Annotated in this window: 17 protein-coding genes and 1 pseudogene; 13 read left to right on the top strand and 5 right to left on the bottom strand. The window is 41.6% G+C overall.

Translation table 11 applies throughout. From position 1 onward, the window contains the following. The first annotated feature begins 11 nt into the window (after nucleotides 1-11). The 3 genes from AU255_RS15575 to AU255_RS15565 all read left to right on the top strand — a co-directional run bounded on the left by AU255_RS15575 (nucleotide 12) and on the right by AU255_RS15565 (nucleotide 5,395). Complete coding sequence (locus AU255_RS15575) at nucleotides 12-1,712, top strand: ATP-binding protein (protein WP_080523847.1); 1,701 nt, start codon at nucleotides 12-14, stop codon at nucleotides 1,710-1,712. A 258-nt stretch (nucleotides 1,713-1,970) separates the two neighbouring features. After that, entirely contained in the window at nucleotides 1,971-4,145 is a 2,175-nt protein-coding gene (locus AU255_RS15570) for a glutamine synthetase III family protein (RefSeq protein WP_080523846.1), read from the top strand. Nucleotides 4,146-4,231: 86 nt separating this feature from the next. Beyond that, nucleotides 4,232-5,395, top strand: coding sequence for a flavohemoglobin expression-modulating QEGLA motif protein (locus AU255_RS15565; RefSeq protein ID WP_080523845.1), 1,164 nt, complete (start codon nucleotides 4,232-4,234; stop codon nucleotides 5,393-5,395). A gap of 133 nt (nucleotides 5,396-5,528) precedes the next feature. Here AU255_RS15565 and AU255_RS15560 read toward each other — a convergent pair whose 3' ends face one another. Beyond that, nucleotides 5,529-7,691, bottom strand: a complete 2,163-nt coding sequence (locus AU255_RS15560) for a transglutaminase family protein (RefSeq protein ID WP_080523844.1) — start codon at nucleotides 7,689-7,691, stop codon at nucleotides 5,529-5,531. 312 nt (nucleotides 7,692-8,003) lie between these two features. Between AU255_RS15560 and nifB the strand changes: the two genes are divergently transcribed. Genes nifB through AU255_RS15520 form a run of 8 tightly spaced genes read left to right on the top strand, consistent with a single transcriptional unit; the run spans nucleotide 8,004 to nucleotide 13,083 of the window. Beyond that, complete coding sequence (nifB, locus tag AU255_RS15555) at nucleotides 8,004-9,491, top strand: nitrogenase cofactor biosynthesis protein NifB (RefSeq protein ID WP_080523843.1); 1,488 nt, start codon at nucleotides 8,004-8,006, stop codon at nucleotides 9,489-9,491. 9 nt (nucleotides 9,492-9,500) lie between these two features. Beyond that, nucleotides 9,501-9,779, top strand: coding sequence for a 4Fe-4S dicluster domain-containing protein (locus AU255_RS15550; protein WP_080523842.1), 279 nt, complete (start codon nucleotides 9,501-9,503; stop codon nucleotides 9,777-9,779). A gap of 12 nt (nucleotides 9,780-9,791) precedes the next feature. Beyond that, nucleotides 9,792-10,217 (top strand): ArsC/Spx/MgsR family protein, encoded by a 426-nt coding sequence (locus AU255_RS15545; protein ID WP_080523841.1) that lies wholly within the window; start codon nucleotides 9,792-9,794, stop codon nucleotides 10,215-10,217. Continuing rightward, nucleotides 10,210-11,493 (top strand): FprA family A-type flavoprotein, encoded by a 1,284-nt coding sequence (locus tag AU255_RS15540; protein ID WP_080523840.1) that lies wholly within the window; start codon nucleotides 10,210-10,212, stop codon nucleotides 11,491-11,493. Before AU255_RS15545 ends, AU255_RS15540 begins: the two co-directional genes overlap by 8 nt. 32 nt (nucleotides 11,494-11,525) lie before the next feature. Then, nucleotides 11,526-11,813, top strand: coding sequence for a 2Fe-2S iron-sulfur cluster-binding protein (locus tag AU255_RS15535; RefSeq protein ID WP_080523839.1), 288 nt, complete (start codon nucleotides 11,526-11,528; stop codon nucleotides 11,811-11,813). A 24-nt stretch (nucleotides 11,814-11,837) separates the two neighbouring features. Beyond that, nucleotides 11,838-12,191 carry a 2Fe-2S iron-sulfur cluster-binding protein gene (locus tag AU255_RS15530; protein ID WP_080523838.1) on the top strand — a complete coding sequence of 118 codons (354 nt, stop codon included), beginning with the start codon at nucleotides 11,838-11,840 and terminating at the stop codon, nucleotides 12,189-12,191. Between the two features lie 3 nt (nucleotides 12,192-12,194). Further along, complete coding sequence (locus tag AU255_RS15525) at nucleotides 12,195-12,773, top strand: nitrogen fixation protein NifQ (RefSeq protein WP_080523837.1); 579 nt, start codon at nucleotides 12,195-12,197, stop codon at nucleotides 12,771-12,773. Nucleotides 12,774-12,777: 4 nt separating this feature from the next. Continuing rightward, a complete protein-coding gene (locus tag AU255_RS15520) occupies nucleotides 12,778-13,083 on the top strand; it encodes a DUF6156 family protein (RefSeq protein ID WP_080523836.1) in 306 nt (101 codons plus the stop codon). A gap of 142 nt (nucleotides 13,084-13,225) precedes the next feature. On the opposite strand, the gene ftsH is transcribed toward AU255_RS15520, so the two are convergent. The 3 genes from ftsH to AU255_RS15510 all read right to left on the bottom strand — a co-directional run bounded on the left by ftsH (nucleotide 13,226) and on the right by AU255_RS15510 (nucleotide 17,419). Further along, on the bottom strand, nucleotides 13,226-15,133 hold the full coding sequence (gene ftsH / locus AU255_RS15515) for an ATP-dependent zinc metalloprotease FtsH (protein WP_080523835.1): 1,908 nt from the start codon (nucleotides 15,131-15,133) through the stop codon (nucleotides 13,226-13,228). Nucleotides 15,134-15,838: 705 nt separating this feature from the next. Beyond that, nucleotides 15,839-16,180: an IS66 family transposase gene (locus AU255_RS20475; RefSeq protein ID WP_269844828.1), complete on the bottom strand. Its 342-nt coding sequence runs from the start codon at nucleotides 16,178-16,180 to the stop codon at nucleotides 15,839-15,841. A gap of 84 nt (nucleotides 16,181-16,264) precedes the next feature. After that, a complete protein-coding gene (locus AU255_RS15510) occupies nucleotides 16,265-17,419 on the bottom strand; it encodes a transposase (RefSeq protein ID WP_198942657.1) in 1,155 nt (384 codons plus the stop codon). A gap of 284 nt (nucleotides 17,420-17,703) precedes the next feature. Here AU255_RS15510 and AU255_RS21465 point away from each other — a divergent pair. Beyond that, a pseudogene (locus AU255_RS21465) lies at nucleotides 17,704-17,874 on the top strand (hypothetical protein); the annotation flags it as partial. A gap of 2 nt (nucleotides 17,875-17,876) precedes the next feature. After that, nucleotides 17,877-18,728 (top strand): transglutaminase family protein, encoded by an 852-nt coding sequence (locus AU255_RS15505; RefSeq protein WP_080523834.1) that lies wholly within the window; start codon nucleotides 17,877-17,879, stop codon nucleotides 18,726-18,728. Between the two features lie 441 nt (nucleotides 18,729-19,169). Here the strand turns inward: AU255_RS15505 and AU255_RS15500 are convergent, their stop codons facing one another. Next, nucleotides 19,170-21,653 carry a glycogen/starch/alpha-glucan phosphorylase gene (locus tag AU255_RS15500; protein ID WP_080523833.1) on the bottom strand — a complete coding sequence of 828 codons (2,484 nt, stop codon included), beginning with the start codon at nucleotides 21,651-21,653 and terminating at the stop codon, nucleotides 19,170-19,172. Nucleotides 21,654-21,685 lie beyond the last annotated feature (32 nt).

Here is a 21,685-nt window from a genome sequence, read left to right as displayed (position 1 = left end):
GGCTGTAAGCAATGAAACTGCAGATTGAAAAAACGTATGTTAATGCGCTATTAACAGAGTTTCCGGGGTTGATTAAACTCAGGGAGCAATTACGTTTCGGTAATAAAGTAGAAATTCCATTTAATCATTTATCGAATTCAGAATTAAGTTATTTGCAAAATCTTTATCAGCAAGCTGGATCAGGAAAGCAGAATCAGGCAGCAATGATTTCTACCTTGAAAAAAGCAATGAACGATGATGAGCAAAAATATTCAAGCGATGATTTAGAGTTGCTGGTTCCAGACATTGCTCAATACTTGATTAATGGTGCTCAGAAAGGTTGGTTGTTTAGGGTGATGGCCTCTGGCAAAATCATGGCTTATTTGATTACTCGACTTGATTATACGCCACCCGGAGAGGAAGAATCAGGCAGAATCCTGATTGAATTAAAAGCCAATTCACGCGGTAAAATTGCCATAGAAAATATTATTCTGCGGCGTAAAGATATAGAGCAGCAATCCATCAGTGAAATCTTGCTTATGAAAGGCTATTTAAGGGAGACACCTGAATTAGTCGCCCATTACAATGAAAGTATAGAACTCTATTTTGATTGGCGTGCGCGCTATGGTGAGCAGTTTTCAGCGAAGGGTACAGGTATTTATGCCGAAGATCCAACCGCTAGCCACCGTAGCAGCGACTGGACTCGAAAAAATGTTGTGGTACTTTCATCCAGTGGCGGTAGTACACGAGTGGTTAATGATGAAAATATTATCAGTGATCGTGTTTTAGCACTGGATGCCTCGGGAGACATATTAGGTGGTTTTTTGCGCAGGGCAGGTAAAAGTAACCGTTATGATAGCAAGATAGAAAAACAGGCAGAAGAGACCAAAGAAACAATCCCTAAAGATTTATTTACTGAACTGCCGGTACATGGCTACATATTAATGTTCCATCTGGAGTTGCATCATCATGTCTGGGTTCATGTTGATGAACTAAAGCCCTATCAATATCAACCCGAACTGAAAGATAAACTGGTTCTTCCACCTGAGCAAATTGACTTGATTGACATTTTAACCGCAGAAATGGATGTGTTAATGGACGATATAGTCGAAGGTAAATCAGGGGGGACAACGTTATTATGCGCGGGGCCAGCAGGGGTGGGTAAAACATTAACCGCTGAAGTGTACTCAGAAATTATAAAACGACCTTTATATCGGGTGCATTCGGGGCAGCTAGGCTTGAATGTTGCCGAAATGGAAAAAGCATTACAAGAAACTTTGATTCGTGCGCAACGTTGGGGTGCAGTGATGTTAATCGATGAAGCCGATGTGTACATTCGGCGGCGTAGTGATAGTTTGTCTTCAAATGCGGTAGTTGGTGTGTTTTTGCGCGTCCTGGAATATTTTAACGGCTTGTTATTTTTAACTACAAATCGCATTGATGATATCGATGAAGCGATTATTTCTCGTTGTATTGCGATGATTAGCTATCATCCACCACACCGTGAAGACCGAATGAAAATATGGCAGGTGATGACAAAACAATTCGAGCTTAACGTTGAGGCTCAATTAATTGCAGATTTGGCGGATATTTTTTCCCGGGCAACCGGGCGAGAAATCAAAGGACTGGCAAAACTCGCTGCCAAGTTTTGTGCACAAAAACAGGTACAGCCTTCGCTGGATGTCTTTAAGCGTTGTTCAGTATTTAGGGGAATGGATAGTAAATCTAATTGATAAAAACAGAGGAAATCTCAACACACATAAAATACCGGGTATTGACTTAATATTTCATTTATGCCCTGTATTTTTGCATTATGCACAATAATGGTTCATTAAATCTTATGATTTCCCCAAATAATTTTTCCTTAATTCAGTTATAAGTCTTATACAGTAAGGCTTTCATGCATAGAGTTAAGGCTATAGATTATTTATATAAAATGGTGTGTTTATTGCTCGTTATATTTTTTATAACCTAATATTGAGGAATAAAAAATGAGTGGAAATGCATCTCGGCTACAAACTATTTATCAAATTACTAATCGTGAAACTATCGCTGTAGATACACCAGAGCCATTAAGTAAGATTTGGGCAAGTGATGTCTTTAATTTAGCAAAAATGGAAGAGTCGCTTTCTAAAAATGCTTTTAAGGCAGTCAAGAAAACAGTACAAACTGGTGTAGAGCTCGATCCAGCTGTTGCTGATATGGTTGCGGCTGCAATGAAAGAGTGGGCATTAACTAAAAATGTTAAGTTTTACTCGCATATTTTTTTCCCAATGACTAATATCACGGCTGAAAAACATGATGGTTTCATTGTTAGCGATGCTGATGGCAACGCGATTACTGAGTTTACAGGTAGCCTATTAATCAAAGGCGAACCGGATGGTTCTTCATTTCCTAATGGAAGTATTCGCACCACTAATGCAGCACGCGGATATACCGCATGGGATCCAACCAGTCCTGCCTATATTATGCAGACAGATAATGGTTCAACCTTGATGATCCCCAGTGTCTTCATGTCCTGGACTGGTGAAGCACTGGATAAAAAAATCCCCTTGTTACGTTCTAACCATGCCATGAACAAAGCAGCTCAGAAAGTGCTTTCTTTAATGGGTGAAACAGAGATTGCTACGTTAAACTCGAGCTGTGGTGCTGAGCAAGAATATTTTTTAGTGGACAGTAACTTTGCCAATAGCCGACCTGATTTGCTGCTTGCGGGTCGTACTCTATTTGGCGCCCCACCAGCAAAAGGTCAGGAGTTTGATGACCATTATTTCGGTTCTATTCCTATGCGTGTGCAAGTGTTCATGCAGGAGTTTGAAGATAAGCTCTATAAATTAGGCATTCCTGCTAAAACGCACCATAACGAAGTCGCGCCAGGGCAATTCGAAATAGCACCATATTTCGAATCTGCTAATATCGCAGCAGATCATCAGCAATTAATGATGACCTTGATGAAAAAAGTAGCTAAAAAACATGGTTTTCTTTGCCTTCTACATGAAAAACCGTTTGCTGGAATCAATGGCTCCGGTAAGCATGTTAACTGGTCTGTAGGTAACGCGACACAGGGAAATCTGCTAGACCCGGGCGATACTCCGCATGATAACTTAAACTTCTTATTATTCTGTGGTGCTGTTATTCGCGGTGTTGAGAAATTTGGCCCCTTATTACGTGCCGTTATTGCCTCGGCATCCAATGATCATCGCTTAGGTGCTAACGAAGCGCCGCCTGCTATTTTGTCTGTTTATCTTGGTGATCAATTGGAAAAAGTTTTTCAGGACATTAAAGACGGCAAAATAGCGACTTCTGCAAAGGGGGGGTTGATGGATCTTGGACTATCTCAGATCCTCAAGTTTGAGCGTGATCCAGGTGACAGGAACAGAACGTCTCCTTTTGCATTTACCGGAAATCGCTTTGAATTTCGGGCAGTAGGCTCTTCACAATCTGTATCAGGGCCTCTTGTCGCCATGAATACCATGCTGGCAGATTCGCTTAACTGGATTGCTGATAAACTGGAAGCTGAATTTGCTAAAGGAAGTGATAAAGCTGGCGCATCGATTGCTGTGCTGAAAGAGCTTATGGAAACCTATGGAAATGTTGTTTTCGGCGGTGATGGATATTCTTCAGAATGGCATGAAATGGCGGTAAAAGAGCGCGGCTTAAAGAATATCCCAAATACTGCGGATGCACTGCCGGAACTACTTGAGGAGCCTGTCAAACAACTTTTTGCCAGCACTGGAGTTTTGTCACCTGTCGAACTAAAAAGTCGCTATGACGTCTATGCAGAGCAATATATCCTGAGTATTCAAGTAGAAGCAAAACTAGTCGTAGATATGGCTAAAACGATGATTTACCCGGCAGCTATGAATTATCTTTCTGAACTAGCAACCGTTAATTCTAAAATGACTGAGATGGGCATAGAGTTAGATAGCTCAGTAGCCGAAAAAGTCGCAGTAGAAAGCAATGCTATGATGGCTGCTGTTGCAAAACTGAGTACAGCAATACAAAAACATGATTTTGCCTCGATTGAAGAGCATATGCAATTTTGTGCCAATGATATTCGTGGCATAATGGATGACGTTCGAGTACACGCAGATACTTTAGAGGTTGAAGTTGCAGACGATCTATGGCCTTTACCTAAGTATCAGGAAATGCTGTTCATTAAATAAGTAATACTAACTCAATTTAATCAAAAGCCTCGCTGGAATGATTTTTGGCGAGGTTTTTTTTGTAATAAATAAATGAGGCGTCAGTCATGAGTGAGCCAGACTATTCCACCACCTTGCCTTTTTCGCAAAGTGTTTTTATGCAGAACCTTGATAACAGCTTACATGCTTTGGTGAGTGGCATTGATATTTTAGAGGCTGTCAGTCCATTAAATTATTTAGAGCAAAAACAAAACTTCTTTGAAGGCTTGTATTCTATTGAGCCAAAATTTCTGTACAGAGAAAACCTGATTAATTCCTACAAATTAAAAAGGGATCTGTTTAATTTGCCATTAGATGAAATACAAGATGAGGACCTGGCAAGGTTATATCTAGATGTTGTTGATTCCTATGTTGATAAGATAGACCAGTTTAAATCCATAGGTAGCAGTGAGTTTCTCTACGACTCATTGCGATATTACGGCGAACCATCAGTTAAAGATCTGCGCAATGCCCACTTTATATTGCATTTGCCGGAAGAACCAGAAACGGATAACTGCCAGTTGATGGATGTCCGCTATATAGAAAGCGTACTAAAAGCCTTTGCGGATAAGGAAGGCTACGATTACGAATTAATACTAAACAGTTCGATGATCGCTAATGCTTTGGTTTCTGGACTAAAAATCAAGATAAATAGTTCTGCACAAGTAAGTGAAATTGAAGCTCAGGCTTTAGCACATCATGAGTTAGGTGTGCATCTGCTGACAACATTAAATGCCCGTAGCCAGCCATTAAAGATATTATCGCTAGGTTGCCCGGTCAACACTATGACTCAGGAGGGCTTAGCTATATTGAGTGAATATCTGGCCGGATGCATGACTATAAAAAGGTTAAAAATTCTTGCGCTGCGGGTGTTAGCCGTTGAGTCGATGATTAAAGAAAAAAACTTCAGAACGACATTCTTGTTTCTAAAAGAACAGCATCATATTGATGATAATCAAGCATTTACCATTACTGCGCGAGTATACAGAGGAGGTGGCTTCACCAAGGATTATCTTTATCTACAAGGCTTCCATCAGGTTTTGAATGCTTATGAACAGGCTCCGGATTTTAATAATTTACTCACCGGCAAAGTATCCCTGGACTATCTTGGCATGATAACGCGTCTGATTGAAAAGGGAATTCTTATTGCGCCCATCAGGTTAACACCGTCTTTTTTAAATCCGGTTAGTAACGATGATATTCAAAAATTTGTAACTCATGCAATTAAATGACATCGTAAATATTAAAAAACTCAGTTAATTTAAGCGATGCCATAAGGTGTAGAATCTACATAAAAAGTTGAAAAAGTATATTTTGTATACCCATTATTCAGGGCGTTCCTTGTATGGTCAGCTAAAGTTTCATTTATACAGTATCAGGCTGAACAGGCAAACGACGCAGATCCAGACAATAATCAGTTGCTGCATAAACGGGCAAGGTTTTTGCTTTTTGTTCGCTTTTAAAGCTGATAATCTTTGTGGTGAAACGCTCCTGACAGCGTTGCTTTGCATCGTCTATATTTTCTGGCAAGCCTGAGTAAGCAAGTCCTTCAGGGTGCCATTCGTGATAAGTGATTTCCAGCGCTTGATGCAAATCCGGGTGGGAAAGCACACAAACAATGCCACTTCTTGCAATAATACCTGGATGTAAACCAATATCGGGTTGAAAATTTCGATAGCGTAAGCCGATGATTTTTACCTGACTTTCCTGTGTTTGTTCCTGGCGTAAAGGGATCGCATAACCATCAAGCGACAGATGCCAGTCGTTCAGTTGTAAAGGGTTGTCTGGCGTCAGGCTCAAAGTTATTTGTAAGCGAGTTGTGCTGGCATCAATCAAACGCGAGCCTCCATTCTCTTGAGAGGCGACATCTCCGACTAATGGCCAAAATTCCAACGCCTGGTGTAATTCGATTTTGCAGTCGTTAAACACGGTTTGACCTATATGACGTACAGGTTCTTCTATGAGTAAAGACTTAATCGAATCATGTAAAGGTAAACCAGATTTCTCTAAATCGCTGAATACAGTCTGAAAATCTTGTTGCAGATAAAAAGGCAAGGCATATTTATCATGTAGCAATGAACTATGATGAACTAGTTCAGAGGCTTCATTTTGTTGACTTAACATCGCGACCAGACTGCGTAATAGCACAGCGATAGCTGTTGCAGACTCAGGACTACGCGACATGCTAAAGGCACGAAACTCGACTAAACCCAAACATCCTCGTCCAGGCAAATAAGGATTCCAGAGTTTTTCGATATTCAATTCGCTGCGGTGTGAGTTACCGGAAGGATCGACTAAAAAAGGGCTCAAACTGCGCCAGATAAGTTCCGGTGAGAGATTTTTCTGGGTATTTAAGTGTGCGACGGCGAGTGACAATTCGTTAAATGAATCGGCTAATCCCTCATCAGCGCGTGGCGATTGACTCGAACTACCAATTGAAGGAGGAGCAAACCAGTAGGAAAGGGCCGGATGATCATTGAGATAAGCAATCAGTTTCGGCAATAATTGTGGGTAACGGAAAAATGGACTGCTTAGCGGACTAGGTCCACCGAGAGTAAATTGCCCGCCACCGCCAGAATCTGAAATCACACCATTATAATGCAGCCGATAAGGGGTGAGGCCTTCCTCTTCTGCGCAAGCATAAAACAAATCACAATACTTATAAAAGGTCGCAGAATTATCTGCGGGCGCCTGATTGATTTCTATGACTGCCGGATCGGGGGTAATGGTGACCCATGCCACAGTGTCATCTACCGGTGGTGGAAATCCTTGAATCACGAGGGATTTAAGAGAAGCATTTTTAGCAGCTTGAGCAATGTAGCCCAATAGCTGCACAAATGATTTTATATCTGGCATTTCAGGAAGCTCAATCACCACAGAGGTACCGTTATGGTGAGCGCCGTTGGTAGAATGCAGTCCTATACTTAATAACAAGTCGCCGTTGCTTGCTAGTTCATCTATTAAACCATCTAAGGGAATTTTGTAAGTATGAATAGAAGCACAAGCCAGGTTTGGCTTTTGTTGGATGTCAGAATCCACCCGATTTCCATCAATGCGGAATAATATTCGATGGGCCAAATCATCGTTCACTTGAAAACAAGTTGATTGCCAGGGAGACTGGTGCAGCTCATTTAACAGTAACTGCCAAAAGATTTCAACAGCCTCGGGATTGGCAGTGGCATTTTTTTTTGAATCTGCAATCAGGCTAGGGTCAGGTGGACCTGCCCAGGTAAATTGCCTATTTCTGGCTTGAAAATAACCTATACTCCAACGAGGCAAGTCCTCACTGGCATATTGTCTACCAAGCGTATGCAATACGACTCCTCCCGGCTGACGTTTATGCACTGCATTAAGGAGTGCATAAGCATACTTTAATTTTTCCGGGCCCAAGGCCTCTGATAACCATTCAGGTTTCTCCATAAAGCGTCGAGTAAAGGTCGACTCCATACCGATCCAAACATCTACACCAAGATCTCGAATCAAGTCATCTTGTGCTTTGATGATCCGTTGGAATTCATTTTTATCCATAGAATGAAATATAAAATCAAATTAAGGGGCCAAGCCTAATAGTGTATAAGCAGTACGTTATGGGTGCAAACTATTATTATATTGAATGAAACAAGCAAAGTTAGGCGTAAGTATCAAACAAAGGGAAGTTTATATTGTGTCGATCGACACAAAGCCCCACAAATTGATTGTTAGGTTTATGACAAAAGATAAAGTGAAACTTCATTTATGGGTATTTTATCCTTATAAAACAAGGTTATATCAATAAATAATCAAATTGGCATAGCCCGTGCTAAATCCTCAATATATCTAAACTATTTTGAGGTGTGATTTATGGAACTGCCAGTACTTAACGACCAACCAGAAAGCAAAGGTGAAAGCGGCTGCTCAGCCGGATCATGTGGTTCAACCGATGATCAATTAGATCATTTGTCTGATGAAATACGAGAAAAAGTTCAAAACCATCCTTGTTATTCAGAAGATGCGCATCATTATTTTGCGCGTATGCACGTGGCTGTTGCTCCTGCTTGTAATATTCAGTGTCATTATTGTAATCGCAAATATGACTGTGCTAATGAATCTCGTCCTGGCGTAGTTTCGGAGCTGCTATCACCACAGCAAGCGGTTAAGAAAACCATGGCGGTTGCTGCCAATATTCCGCAAATGACTGTTTTAGGCATTGCCGGTCCTGGTGATCCGTTAGCAAACCTGGAAAGAACCTTTGAAACGTTTCAAACGCTTAGCCGAGATGCGCCGGATATTAAGCTTTGTGTTTCTACCAATGGCCTGGCATTACCTGATGCGGTTGAAGAGCTTGCTAAACATAATATTGATCACGTGACGATTACTATTAATTGTGTAGATCCTGAAGTAGGCGCAAAAATTTATCCCTGGATCTATTGGAATAATCGTCGAATAAAAGGTAAAAAAGCAGCAAAAATATTGATTAAGCAACAGCAAAAAGGTCTGGAAATGCTGGTTGCTAAAGGTATTTTGGTTAAAGTTAACTCAGTTATGATTCCTGGCGTTAACGATCAACATCTTGCTGAAGTCAGCCGTATAGTTAAAGAAAAAGGCGCTTTCCTGCACAATGTAATGCCTTTGATTGCAGAAGCTGAGCACGGTACTTTTTATGGTGTTATGGGACAGCGTGGCCCGACGGCTGATGAACTACAAGCCCTACAAGATTCTTGTTCGGGTGATATGAATATGATGCGTCATTGCCGTCAATGTCGTGCCGATGCAGTAGGTATGTTAGGCGAGGATCGTGGTGATGAATTTACCATGGATAAAATTGAAGATATGGACATCGATTATCAAGCGGCGATGGTTAAACGTAAAGTCATTCATCAAGCGATTGAAGCGGAAATGAATGAAAAACGTGCTTCCAAGGAAGAACATACAATAGCCTTACCAAAACTGAATACACGTCCTGTATTGATGGCAGTTGCAACCAGTGGTCAAGGTGTTATTAATATGCATTTTGGTCATGCCAAAGAGTTTTTGATTTATGAAGCTTCGTCTGAAGGCGCACGTTTTATAAGTCATCGTAAAACTGAATTGTATTGTAGTGGTGATGATTCCTGTGGTGAAGCTGAAACAGCGCTAGAAAAGAATATTCGTACTCTGGAAGGGTGTGAGGTTGTGTTGTGTTCAAAAATTGGTTTTGAGCCGTGGGAACAGTTAGAAGCAGCTGGTATACAGCCTAACGGTGAGCATGCGATGGAAGATATTGAAGCAGCCGTCATGGCTGTTTATCTGGAAATGGCTGAAGCTGGAAAACTCGATGAAACTACACAACAAAAACGCGCTAATGCTTAGGAGTGACCTATGTCTTTATCCATAATTGAGTCCTGTGTGAATTGTTTTGCTTGTGAGCCTGTCTGCCCTAGTGAAGCCATTTATGAAGCGAAACCGCATTTTTTAATTAATAGTAAAAAATGTACCGAATGTGAGGGAGATTTTGCCGACCCGCAATGCGCAACTATTTGCCCCATTGAGGGAGCAATACTTAATGCCTTGGGCGAGGCAATCAATCCTCCCGGTTCTTTAACCGGTATTCCGCCAGAAAAAATGGCCGAAGCGATGGCCGAGTTACAAGCGCATTAAGGTGTAAATGACATGGCGCAAATAATCTTCTATGAAAAGCCGGGCTGTATTAATAATGCCCGACAAAAAAAGTTACTGCGTGCAGCAGGGCATATTGTTGTCGCAAAAAACTTGTTAACAGAAGATTGGTCATCAAATACTGAGCTGCTGCGTGAATTTTTCACTGGGAAATCAGTGGCTCAATGGTTTAACCGTAGTGCGCCAGCCATTAAACAAGGCCTTTTTAATCCAGAGACTGTTGATGCTGAACAAGCTATTAGCCTGATGTTAGCAGATCCTTTATTAATTCGCAGGCCATTAATGCAAGTGGGCAGTAAAAAAAGTGCTGGTTTCAATGAGCAAGAGGTAGATAGCTGGATAGGCTTAATAGAGAGTCAGGTGCAAAGCGACCTTGAAACTTGCCCAAATAGAGAATTAAAGGATTGTCAGCATGGCTAATATTGCGACAATCTCAGCAGAGACTAATACGCCTATCGCCGTTCCTCTCTCTGAGCGTGTGCATTGGATTGGGGCTTTCGATCCTGATCTACGTAGCTTTGATATTATTCTGAAAACTGCAAATGGTACGACTTACAATTCTTATTTAATTCGAGGAAGTGAGGGTGTTGCCATTATAGACACGGTTAAGGAAAATTTTTCCGATGACTTTTTTGCTCGCCTGGAATCAGTTGCTGATTATTCGGAAATTAAAGTCATCGTACTGAACCATTTGGAGCCAGATCATACCGGGGCATTGCCGGAATTAATGTTACGCGCACCACAGGCGCAGTTGTATATATCACAAAAAGCACAATCCATGCTGAAGGCATTGCTAAAGCGAGATGGACTCAGTTTTACGGCTGTTCTTACGGGAGACAAAGTCTCTTTAGGTGACCGCAACCTGGAATTTCTGCATACCCCTTATCTGCATTGGCCAGATACACAATGTACATATTTACTGGAAGAGAAAATGCTATTTTCCGGTGATGTGTTTGGTTGTCATTTTTGCGATACCCGCTTATTTAACGATCAGGCAGGCGATTTCAGATTCTCTTTTGAATATTATTATGCGCATATTATGCGACCCTTTAAAGAGTATGTGATTCGTGCTTTGGCTTTGATAGAGCCACTACAGCCAGATTTAATTGCGCCCACGCATGGACCGATATTACGTGATCAACCGATGCGCTATGTGCATCGCTATCAAGAATTATCACAGCCATCCTTAGGTGTTCAAAACTTGCTACATGAAAAATCGATGTTGATTTTTTATATCAGTTCTTACGGTAATACCCGACATATGGCTGAAGCTATCTATGAAGGAGCCATGAGTATTGCAGGTGTTCGTGTGTCCTTGTATGACCTGGAGGGTGGAGAAGTTTCGCCTTTTGTTGACCTGATCGAAGATGCAGATGCGCTGTTACTTGGTACACCGACCATTAATGGTGATTCGGTAAAACCTGTCTGGGATTTATTATCTTCATTAGCCGTGGTCAATTTAAAAAACAAGCTGGGCGGTGTTTTCGGATCTTATGGATGGACCGGTGAAGCCGTCAGGCTGGTTGAAGACCGTTTACGAGGACTCAAACTACGAGTCCCAATAACAGGTATGCGAGTAAAGCTGATTCCTACGGAACAGGAGCTCGCAGACTGTACACAATTCGGGCGTGAGTTGGCAGAAGAGCTAATGGGTTTAAGTAAACCAAAAGTGATCGATTTTGCCGATTTATCTTGATTTTTTTATAAACAAAAACTTGGAGTACACACATGGCAAAAGCAAATGTTACCTTTGAAGATATTAACGTAACTGTATCTGTCCCAGCGGGAACCCGCGTTATTGAAGTTTCAGAGAAAGTAGGAGCAGGTATAACTTACGGTTGTCGTGAAGGTGATTGCGGTACATGCATCATGAAAGTCACTAAAGGCTGGGATAATTTATCTGAGCCATCAGTGCTGGAAGATAAAGTATTGCGTGAAAATATGGCTGGAAAACATAACCGCCTGGCTTGCCAGGCACAAGTATTGGGCGGCGATATTTCAGTAAAACCCGCTTAGACAATTAACTTAGAGGAAGAAAAAATGGCTTTAGTAACCTTTACCAACCCTGAATACCGAGATAAAACAGTATATGCCGTTGCCGGTAGTCATACTCAAAGTATTCTTAAAATAGCAAGAGAAAACAAGATTGCTATTAACTTTGAATGTCAAGATGGCGAGTGCGGTACCTGTGTCGTCAAAGTCACCAGTATTGAGGCTAAAGACAAGCCGTTAATGGGTGGCCCACTGACTGAAAAAGAGAAAACTGTTTTGCGCTCAATTGGCAAGTTAACCAAGGATGAAATGGAGCAAATGATTGTTGATGATCTACCTAGCCCATGGCGACTTGCCTGCCAAATGATTGTGCGCGACGAAGATTTACGCGTCGAATATTAATCGATGACCGCCGTGCTTCAGTTCTTAAACGGTAATCGGGAACATATCTATGACTCCCTGTTAGCAGATCAGGATGCAAATCCCAATCGACAATGGCTCGCAAAAATACTTGCCAGCTGGTTAACAGGGAAAAGTGTATTGCCCGATTACCTGGGACTGGAGCCGGCACAATTTGCATTAATGCAGGAAACATATTTTCCTCATGTTATTATTCCCGAGTCTGCACCATCCGGTAGCAAACTTGATTATGCCCGTATGCTAGAAAAAGAAGATCTGGTGCAATTACTGCTTTTCTTTAGTCCAAATAAAGATATAGAAAATGGCTGGATTATAGATTTAGTGGTTTCAGCCTGTTTAGGCAGTGATCACCTTTGGCAGGATATCGGGTTCTGGCAACGTAAAGACTTGTCAGCCTTTTTGGCGCATAATTTCCCGCACCTGGCAGAGCGCAATAACAAAGACATGAAGTGGAAAAAATTTCTGTATAAACAACTATGTGAAGCAGAAGGCTTATATTTATGTCGTGCACCTTCCTGTGAAGTTTGTGTCGATTATTCGGGTTGTTTTGGGTCGGAAGAGTGACAACATGAATTCTGAGACAGATAAGGTTTGCTTTTATACCAGTTATAGCGGAATCAAATTACCTTTAAAGTTAGTTGGCGAAATTTCACAAGAAAGTATGGGTAACCGTAATACCTATTTCGAAGGACATTTTGATGCCGACGATCGTTTATCCATCTGCCGTAAAATTGTTTATGGTGAAACTGAAGTAGAACATCGCTACAGCTATCATGACAATGGTCAACTAAAGCAAGCAATCATCACTGAAGAAGATGACGAAAATACCTTGAACTTTAGTGCTGAAGAAGCGTCCGTCGTTTTGATTGTCTAGGTGCGCTAAGAAAAAGAGCTAACCAGCACTTCTTGTAAAAGCCATGTTAGGCCTTTAACTTGGTGTTCTATTTTTAGAATAAAAAAATGCCCGGCAAGTAAATAACCGGGCTAGAATTGCATCCTTGCACACACGGAGGAAACTAGGTTAAATTCTGCAAGGTATAGACAGGGATTTTATTCGTAGTATCAATGTCCACTTTAGGTGGCTTTTGTATTTTAGCTTTGCCATATGTTAACGAGGGACGCGCTACTTTACCTTCCATCAAGTCATCAATTTGCTTACTGTCAATGGTTTCCCAGGTCATCAAAGCATCTGCCATATTATGCAGAATAGTGATATTTTCCTGTAAAATCTTGTCGGCACGTTGATAGTTACGATCAATCACTGCGCGGATCTCTTCATCAATCATCTGCGCAACATTGCTGGAAACGGAGCTGCCTTGAGCGCCTAATTGACCAAAGATAGCTTGTCCGGATTCTTCACCATAGGCTAAGGGCCCAAGCTTATCTGATAAGCCCCAGCGTGTGACCATATTTCTTGCTAGTTCAGTTGCACGCTCAATATCATTGGAAGCGCCTGTGGTGACTCGGTCATCACCGAAAATAAGTTTTTCAGCGAGTCGACCACCAAATAAACTGGAGATTTGACCTTCCAATTTGCGTTTGCTGGCACTGTACTGATCATTTTCTGGCAGAAACATGGTGATGCCCAATGCTTGACCTCTGGGCATAATACTTACTTTATAGACTGGATCATGATCAGGCATGAGTCGTCCAACGATACAATGTCCGGCCTCATGATAAGCCGTTAAACGCTTGTCATCTTCACTCATGATCATCGTGCGTTTCTCGGCACCCATTAAGATCTTGTCTTTGGCTTTTTCTAAATGCATCATTGTCACGGCCACTCTGTCGCAGCGGGCAGCTAGTAAAGCCGCTTCATTGACCAAATTTGCCAGTTGCGCACCCGAAAACCCGGGTGTACCCCGTGCAATAAAACTGACCTCGACGTCATCTGCCGTGGGGACCGATTGCAAGTGCACGTTTAATATTTGTTCTCTACCGCGAACATCAGGCAGTCCAACATTCACTTGTCGGTCAAAACGTCCGGGTCTTAAAAGCGCGTCATCCAGCACATCTACGCGATTAGTGGCAGCAATAACAATAATGCCTTCAGTGGCTGCAAAGCCATCCATTTCAACCAGTAACTGATTTAAAGTTTGTTCGCGTTCTTCGTTACTATTGCCGGCAGCGGAATTGCTTCTCTTTTTACCGACGGCATCAATTTCATCGATAAAAATAATACACGGTGAGTCAGTTCTGGCTTGCTTGAATAAATCTCTTACTCTTGCTGCACCAATACCGACGAACATCTCGACAAAATCTGAGCCGGAAATAGAAAAGAATTTAACCTTAGCTTCACCAGCTATAGCTCGGGCAATCAGCGTTTTACCCGTGCCAGGAGGTCCCACCATCAAAACTCCACGTGGTATTTTACCACCTAGTTTTTGAAATTTTTGCGGGGCCTTTAGAAAGGCGACGAGTTCTTCAACGTCTGCTTTTGCCTCTTCACATCCGGCCACATCTGCAAAAGTTATTTTGACTTGATCTTCTGCAAAAATTTTAGCTTTACTTTTTTGAAAGGTATTATTTCCACCGCCATTATTTTTTTGCATTTTCAGCATAAAAAATAACAAAAAGGCAATAAGAAGAAAGGTCGGAAACCAGGAAATAAAAATTTGCATTAGCATGGATTGCTGTTCCGGGAGAGGAGTTCTGATTTGTACTCCTGCTGCCAATAGATTAGTAATTAACTGGGGATCATCTGGATTATAGGTGACAAATTCTTCGCCGGAAGAGGTTCGAAAATTAATATATTTTCCGGTGATTTCTACCTTTTCAATCTGTCCATTGTGTATTTTTTTAACAAAATCGGAATATGCTAAATCACCCAGTTGATCAGGACTTTTATTGAAATTAGAATAGTAATAAAGGGTTATACTAAAAATTGATCCCAATAGTACGAGACTTAATAAATATTTCTTCATAATATTATCTCCAGACCAGAAGCGTGTTCGATCAACTCATTTATTAACAAACAGTTATGTTTGCAGCAATGAACGAGGGTTAAACATGTATTTAAGAAATCTACACAGGTCAGTTCCGACTAGGCATAATGTGATTTATATGCTTATATTCCATCACCAGCATAATAAGTAAAGCATTTTTGATGCCGACTTTTAAATATTTTTAAGTTGTTGATTTAATTTAAATATAAAATAAACTATGACAGTGTGTTGTCATGTTATTAGTAGTTTGCCTGGAGGTTCGCACCTTTTTGGAGCTAAATGTAACATAAGAGCAGAAGACGTAAACTTCATTAGTCACGGCAAATGCCTATTCAAGGTATCATCATTCTCGAGTTGTTTTATCGGCAATCTCTTGATGCACGAAAGATTCCAGCTATAAGCATAGGATGACGAATTATAGCTGAGAGTAGTCAGGGAGCATTATGAAAGCAATGCCCATTATTTCTTTCCGGTGCATAATCAGCTAGCTGAGCAATCGTGGCTAGTAAGACCTGCTCAATTAAACAGGCAGTTCTCCGCGTGAATAATGAATCTATTTTTGTTCCTGTAAAACTTTACGTAAAAAGCTGGTGTCTAGCGTGTCTGATGAGTTTGCTAAGCACTGTGAAGTGTTGCTGATGGCTATATGCCAGGGCAGTTATATGCAGTAAATGTAACTTCTCATTATACACTGGCAGCGGCCGCACGAATGACTTCCGATAACGGAGGAATCCCTTCTAACTTCAGTAAGCGACTTTTTAAATAACCCCAAAATGACATGCCGTGCTTTCGGCAGGTCTTCTTGAGACTGGCAAAAGTATCACGGGCTTTCCGCCCTGCATCACTTCGTGTACTCCCGCTGATTTTTCGTTTCTTGACGTAATCCCTTATATCCCGTTCGCTTAAATTGTTATGAAGTGGGAGGTAGGGTTTGTCGAGTACACGGAGGAGTTCATGTTGATTTTTCCCCATGCGCCCGAGAGCCTGGTTAAGCGTTTCGTAACAGGTTTTGGTGCTGCATAGGATTTGAAAGCGCTGCCTGATACTGCTCGCCTGTTCGGTAACAGGATTAAGTTTATAAGCTTTCAGGTCATGGTAAATCGACCAAAGCTAGTCGCGTGCGTCATCGACTGCCTTGGTATGGCTGTCATTTAAAGGAATCAGGCGATTAATTACTCGTTCGGCATGGATCCAGCACAAGGCATGATCAAAGACGTTAAACTGCCCTGCATCATCACTGATAATTGAAAAGTCAGAGGAAATGCCTTGGTCTAGCAGCCCTCCCATCAAAGCACCTTCCGTGACTATTTTTCTGTGCCGAGGTTTAACGATGCCTTGCTGATCCAGCCATTCGCACCAGTCAGGTGCCGTGTTAATGCAGACACTGATATTTTCCAGTGTCGCCAAGATTACAACAGACAGCTTATTTTGTGCCATGTATTCAATGGCACCTGTGTTCAATGTATAAAGCGTTGTTTTGCCTTGTGATAGACAGTTTAAAAAATTGATTCTGCTTTTACTTTCTGTACTACTGAACCAGGCAAAAAAATCATTGCCAATATGTGTGCAATAGCCATTTTGCCCTTTATGCCGTGCGCCAGTATCATCTGTATGAATATATTTAGAAACGGATAATCCCGTCTTCAGTAATTCATCTTTTTCGGCATGAAAATCGTCCAGATCTTCTGTTAGTATATAACTGAGCTTACCGCTCGAAATATCGACGCCTAAATCACGAATTTGTTCCAGTAGTAATGGCTGTGTGACATGTTGGTGATGGTATTGATAGAGAATAAAGGCAATAAGGCTTTTACCAAAGCTACCTCCCTGAATGTCTTCGGGAAGCTGACCTAAAATCGTAAGACCCTCTGGCGTTATATATTCTGCTAAACGATAACGAATGTTATGAGTTTGAAAGGTAATATCCTGAATAACACGATCCTGATACCCTTTAAAGCGTAAACCCTCCGGGATTTCATCCGGCTGAATAATTTGGGTTTCATCTATTTTGAGGTTGCCTTTTTTACTGCGCCTTGGGCCTTTTTTCCTTTTTGATGAGGAGTCATCACTTCCTGGGGCACCCTCCTTATCCATTGTACTCGGTTTGATTTTAGGCTTTGTGGTTTCACCTTTAAGCTTGAGTATCTCTTGTGCTAACTCATCAATCTGCTTTTGTTGCCAGGCAAGCATTTCCAATAACACATCGACTAGCGGTGTGCGATCTTCTTTGTTTATCTCTGGTAATTCAGGTTTAGGCGAGTTCATAGAATATATTGTAAAGCAACTTTTTAATATTTTCCCGTGGATAATGAGAAGTTTCCAGTAAATGGCTATACCGGTGCTATAGTGTCTGATCAGAAAACTGCTAAGGAACATACACGAAATAATATGAGCAACCTGTAGGATGGGCAAAGGTCTTTTTCGTGCCCATCTTTATATAGTACAACCATCAGTCTATCTGGGGTAGCTGATCAGAAAACCGATAAAGTGTATGCCAGGTCTATAAAATAAAGCGTAAACAAATACTCCACTCATAAGATGCTTATGAAGAGTTTACGCAACAGTATCCAGAGCTTCATGAATATCTAAGAACAAAGCGCTTAATCTCATTTGCCAATGGACAAAGTATCATAGCATGGGTTTATCTGTTTAATCATGATGTGCAAACCTTGACGCGAATAAAGTCAGGTAATTATCTTAAATTTAACAAACAGGCTTAAGTATGCAACGTTATAAAATTCTTCACCGTACCTATTACAACTTCTCAAATCCTGTCCGGCTTGGACCGCATTACTTACATCTACGCCCACGAGAAGACTATGAATTGCATGTTGAGTCTTTAAATCTAAAGATAACGCCAACAGCCAAGCTGCTTTGGCATCGTGATGCCGAAGGCAATTCAGTGGCTATAGCAAGCTTTGATACGCCTACCACTCAGTTGGTGATTGAAAGTGAAATAATTATTCAGCAATATAACGAGACACCATTGGATTTTCTGGTCTCTGATTATGCTATCGATTATCCTTTTGCTTACCCATTCAATGATCGAATGTTGTTATTACCTTATATGGCATACCCGGAGTCTGAGACGTTTAATATGCTAACTAACTGGCTTGTAAACTTTTGGCTCAGTGGTGAAAAGATTCAGACCTTTACCTTATTAGAACGGTTGAGTAGCCATATTAATCATTCATTGTCATATTGCATCAGAGAAGAGCAGGGCGTTCAGTCAGCAAAAGAAACACTACTTAAAGGAACAGGCTCGTGTCGTGATTTTGCCGTATTATTTATGGAAACAGCACGGTGTTTAGGATTAGCCTCGCGTTTTGTCAGTGGTTACCTGCATTCGGCTCCCTCAGCAACAAATTATGGGGCAACCCACGCTTGGGCCGAAGTGTACTTGCCGGGTGCTGGCTGGAAGGGTTTTGATCCCACTAGCGGTGCAATTGTGGGAGCGGATCATATTGCCGTGGCAGTCGCACGAGATCCAGAGTCAGTGCCACCGATCGCCGGATCATTTTTTGGTGTAGCCGAGTCGACGCTGGATGTCGGGGTATGGGTGACGCAGTGTTAAGGTTACTGTTTTTTCATAATATCAAAGGACTTATCTGCTTTCTTCTTTGACATACACGCCAATATCTAAATGTGCGACAGGGATCTGTAGCAATAATGTGTACAATTTCTTCAGTTTGCATTTTGCTTAAGGATTGTTTAGATGCTGAAAATGGGGTTAGGGGAATATTCAGGCCTTGCAATCACCCCATTGCGTGATTGCAAGACCTGGGTCTATTCATGTGTTTGTGTGGAATAGAAAATAAGCTGCACTGGCGGTTAGATGTCGTTTTTCGTGCAGATGACAGCCGAATTCGTAAAGGTGATGCGCCTGCGATTATGACGCTTACAATATAAACCACTTTTACTAGATTTTAGAGTCTAATCCATTGGTTTGCAATGAAGCGCAAAGGTAGAAATGGATTAGGTTGTCTAATTTTCGATCAGATGCTTATACAGACCGCTACCCTAATTTGAATGGATCTATATCTGGCGTTTGTATCTGTACAGGCTCAACTTTCCAAATGTCCTGACAATATTCACTGATGGTTCTGTCAGATGAAAATTTGCCTGATCGTGCTGAATTCAAAATAGACATCCGGCACCAGCGGGATTTATCCCGGTATACCGCATCGACCTCTTCCTGACATTGATAATAGGCATTGAAATCAGCTAATACCTGAAATGGGTCGCTATAGATTAGGTTGTTGGTTAAGTCGCGAAATGTCTCAGGATCACCGTGTGAGAAAAAGCCACTGCGAATTAAATCAATGGCTTCTTTTAAGATACTATCATTTTGATAATATTCCTGAGGTGAATACCCAGAATTGCTTAATTGTTTAACCTGTTCGGCGGTATTGCCAAATAAAAAGAAATTTTCGGCACCGACTTCTTCGCGAATTTCGATATTGGCACCATCTAAGGTGCCAATAGTTAGTGCGCCATTCATTGCGAACTTCATGTTTCCGGTACCTGATGCTTCTTTTCCCGCTGTAGAGATTTGTTCAGACAGATCTGCCACAGGGTAGATAAGTTGACCGTTACTGACATTGAAATTAGGTAAAAAGACCACTTTAAGTTTATCTCGGGTGGTCGGATCGCGATTGAGCATGTCACCGACAGAGTTAATCAGTTTAATAATTAGTTTAGCCAGGTGATAGCCCGGGGCTGCTTTACCCGCAAAAATAAAAGTACGAGGGTGTATGTCAAATTGCGGATCAGATTTAAGTCGTTGATACAGCGCAATAATATACAGAACATTTAAGTGCTGACGTTTATATTCGTGAATGCGTTTTACCTGAACATCAAAGATTGAATCCGGATCGACACTCACGCCGGTGCGATCATGCAATATAAGCGCAAAGTCATGTTTGTTAAGCAGTTTCGCTTGATACCATTTTTCCTGAAAAGTACTGTTGTTTGCTTTAGTTTCCAGTTTTTTTAACTGGCTCAAATCACTAAGCCATTGATCACCAATAACTTCAGTTATGACTCTGCTAAGTCTGGGGTTGCTCAGGGCAATCCAGCGGCGCGGAGTAACGCCATTGGTTTTGTTACTAAATTTTTGAGGCCAGAAACTATAAAAATCAGCAAGTACATCCGTTTTAAGTAATTCAGTATGTAACGCTGCAACCCCGTTGATCGCATGGCTGCCTACGCAAGCAAGGTGAGCCATGCGAAGTATTTGTCGGTCTCCCTGCTCACCCAATAGCGACATGCGGGCTATTAGTTCGCTATCAAGTAAGCATTGGGGGCGAATTTGTTCAAGAAAGCGATCATTGATTTCATAAATAATTTCCAGCAATCTCGGTAGTAAACGTCCGAACAAATCAATAGACCAGCACTCAAGAGCTTCGGGAAGTAAGGTATGGTTGGTATAGCTAAATGTACGTTGAGTCACGCGCCAGGAAATATCCCATTCTAATTTATGCTCATCGATGAGCAGACGCATCAACTCAGCAATGGCAACAGCAGGATGAGTGTCATTGAGTTGCACGGCAAATTTTTCATGAAAATGATCCAAATGGACTTTTTGTGTTTTCATGATTCGCAGCATATCTTGTAATGAGCAAGATACGAAAAAGTACTGTTGCTGTAGTCTTAATTGTTTGCCCTGAAGTGGGCCGTCATTGGGATAAAGTACTTTAGTGAGGTTTTCTGAGGCGACTTTTTCTTCGACTGCACCATAATAGTCACCTTCATTAAAACGACTAAAATTAAAAGATTCTGGCGCAACTGCCTGCCATAAGCGCAAGGTGTTTGCGGTGTTGTTTTTATAACCTAGAATTGGCGTGTCATAAGGCACGCCTTTAACCTGCCATCCGGGTACCCAATGCACTATAAAGGTGCCATTTTCAGCTTCATACCGTTCTGTGTACCCACCAAATTTAACTTCCACTGCCCAATCTGGACGTACAATTTCCCAGGGATTACCTTTCATCAACCATTTGTCGGTTTTTTCGACTTGCCAGCCATCAGCGATTATTTGTTCGAATATACCAAATTCATAACGGATGCCGTAGCCGACCGAGGGAATTTCAAGAGTCGCCATTGAGTCCAGAAAACAAGCTGCCAAACGGCCTAAGCCTCCATTCCCAAGACCCGGTTCAGGTTCTTCTTTAATGAGTTCATCCAGATTTAAGCCAAGCTCTGACATGGCTTGACGGACGACATCAGTCACCTGCAGATTGAGCAAATTGATTGCCAGATGCGGCCCCATCAGAAATTCCGCCGATAGATAAGCGACGGTTCTGGAATGTTTTTCAGTGTATTCAGAGGCTGTGCTTACCCAGCGCGCCATCAGCATATCACGCACAGTATAAGACAGTGCCATATAGTAGTCATGGCTGCTGGCTAGAGCAGGAAATTGCCCTTGAATATTAGCCAGGTTACGAAAAAAACTGCGCTTAACTTCAATTGTTGTCAGTTTTAAATTGGATACAGGCATAATATTTACAACCTCAGTAATGAATTAGAGTA

Origin of the sequence: Methyloprofundus sedimenti (assembly GCF_002072955.1) — a bacterium.
GTDB lineage: Bacteria > Pseudomonadota > Gammaproteobacteria > Methylococcales > Methylomonadaceae > Methyloprofundus > Methyloprofundus sedimenti.
This window is presented reverse-complemented; position numbering and strand designations above follow the sequence as displayed.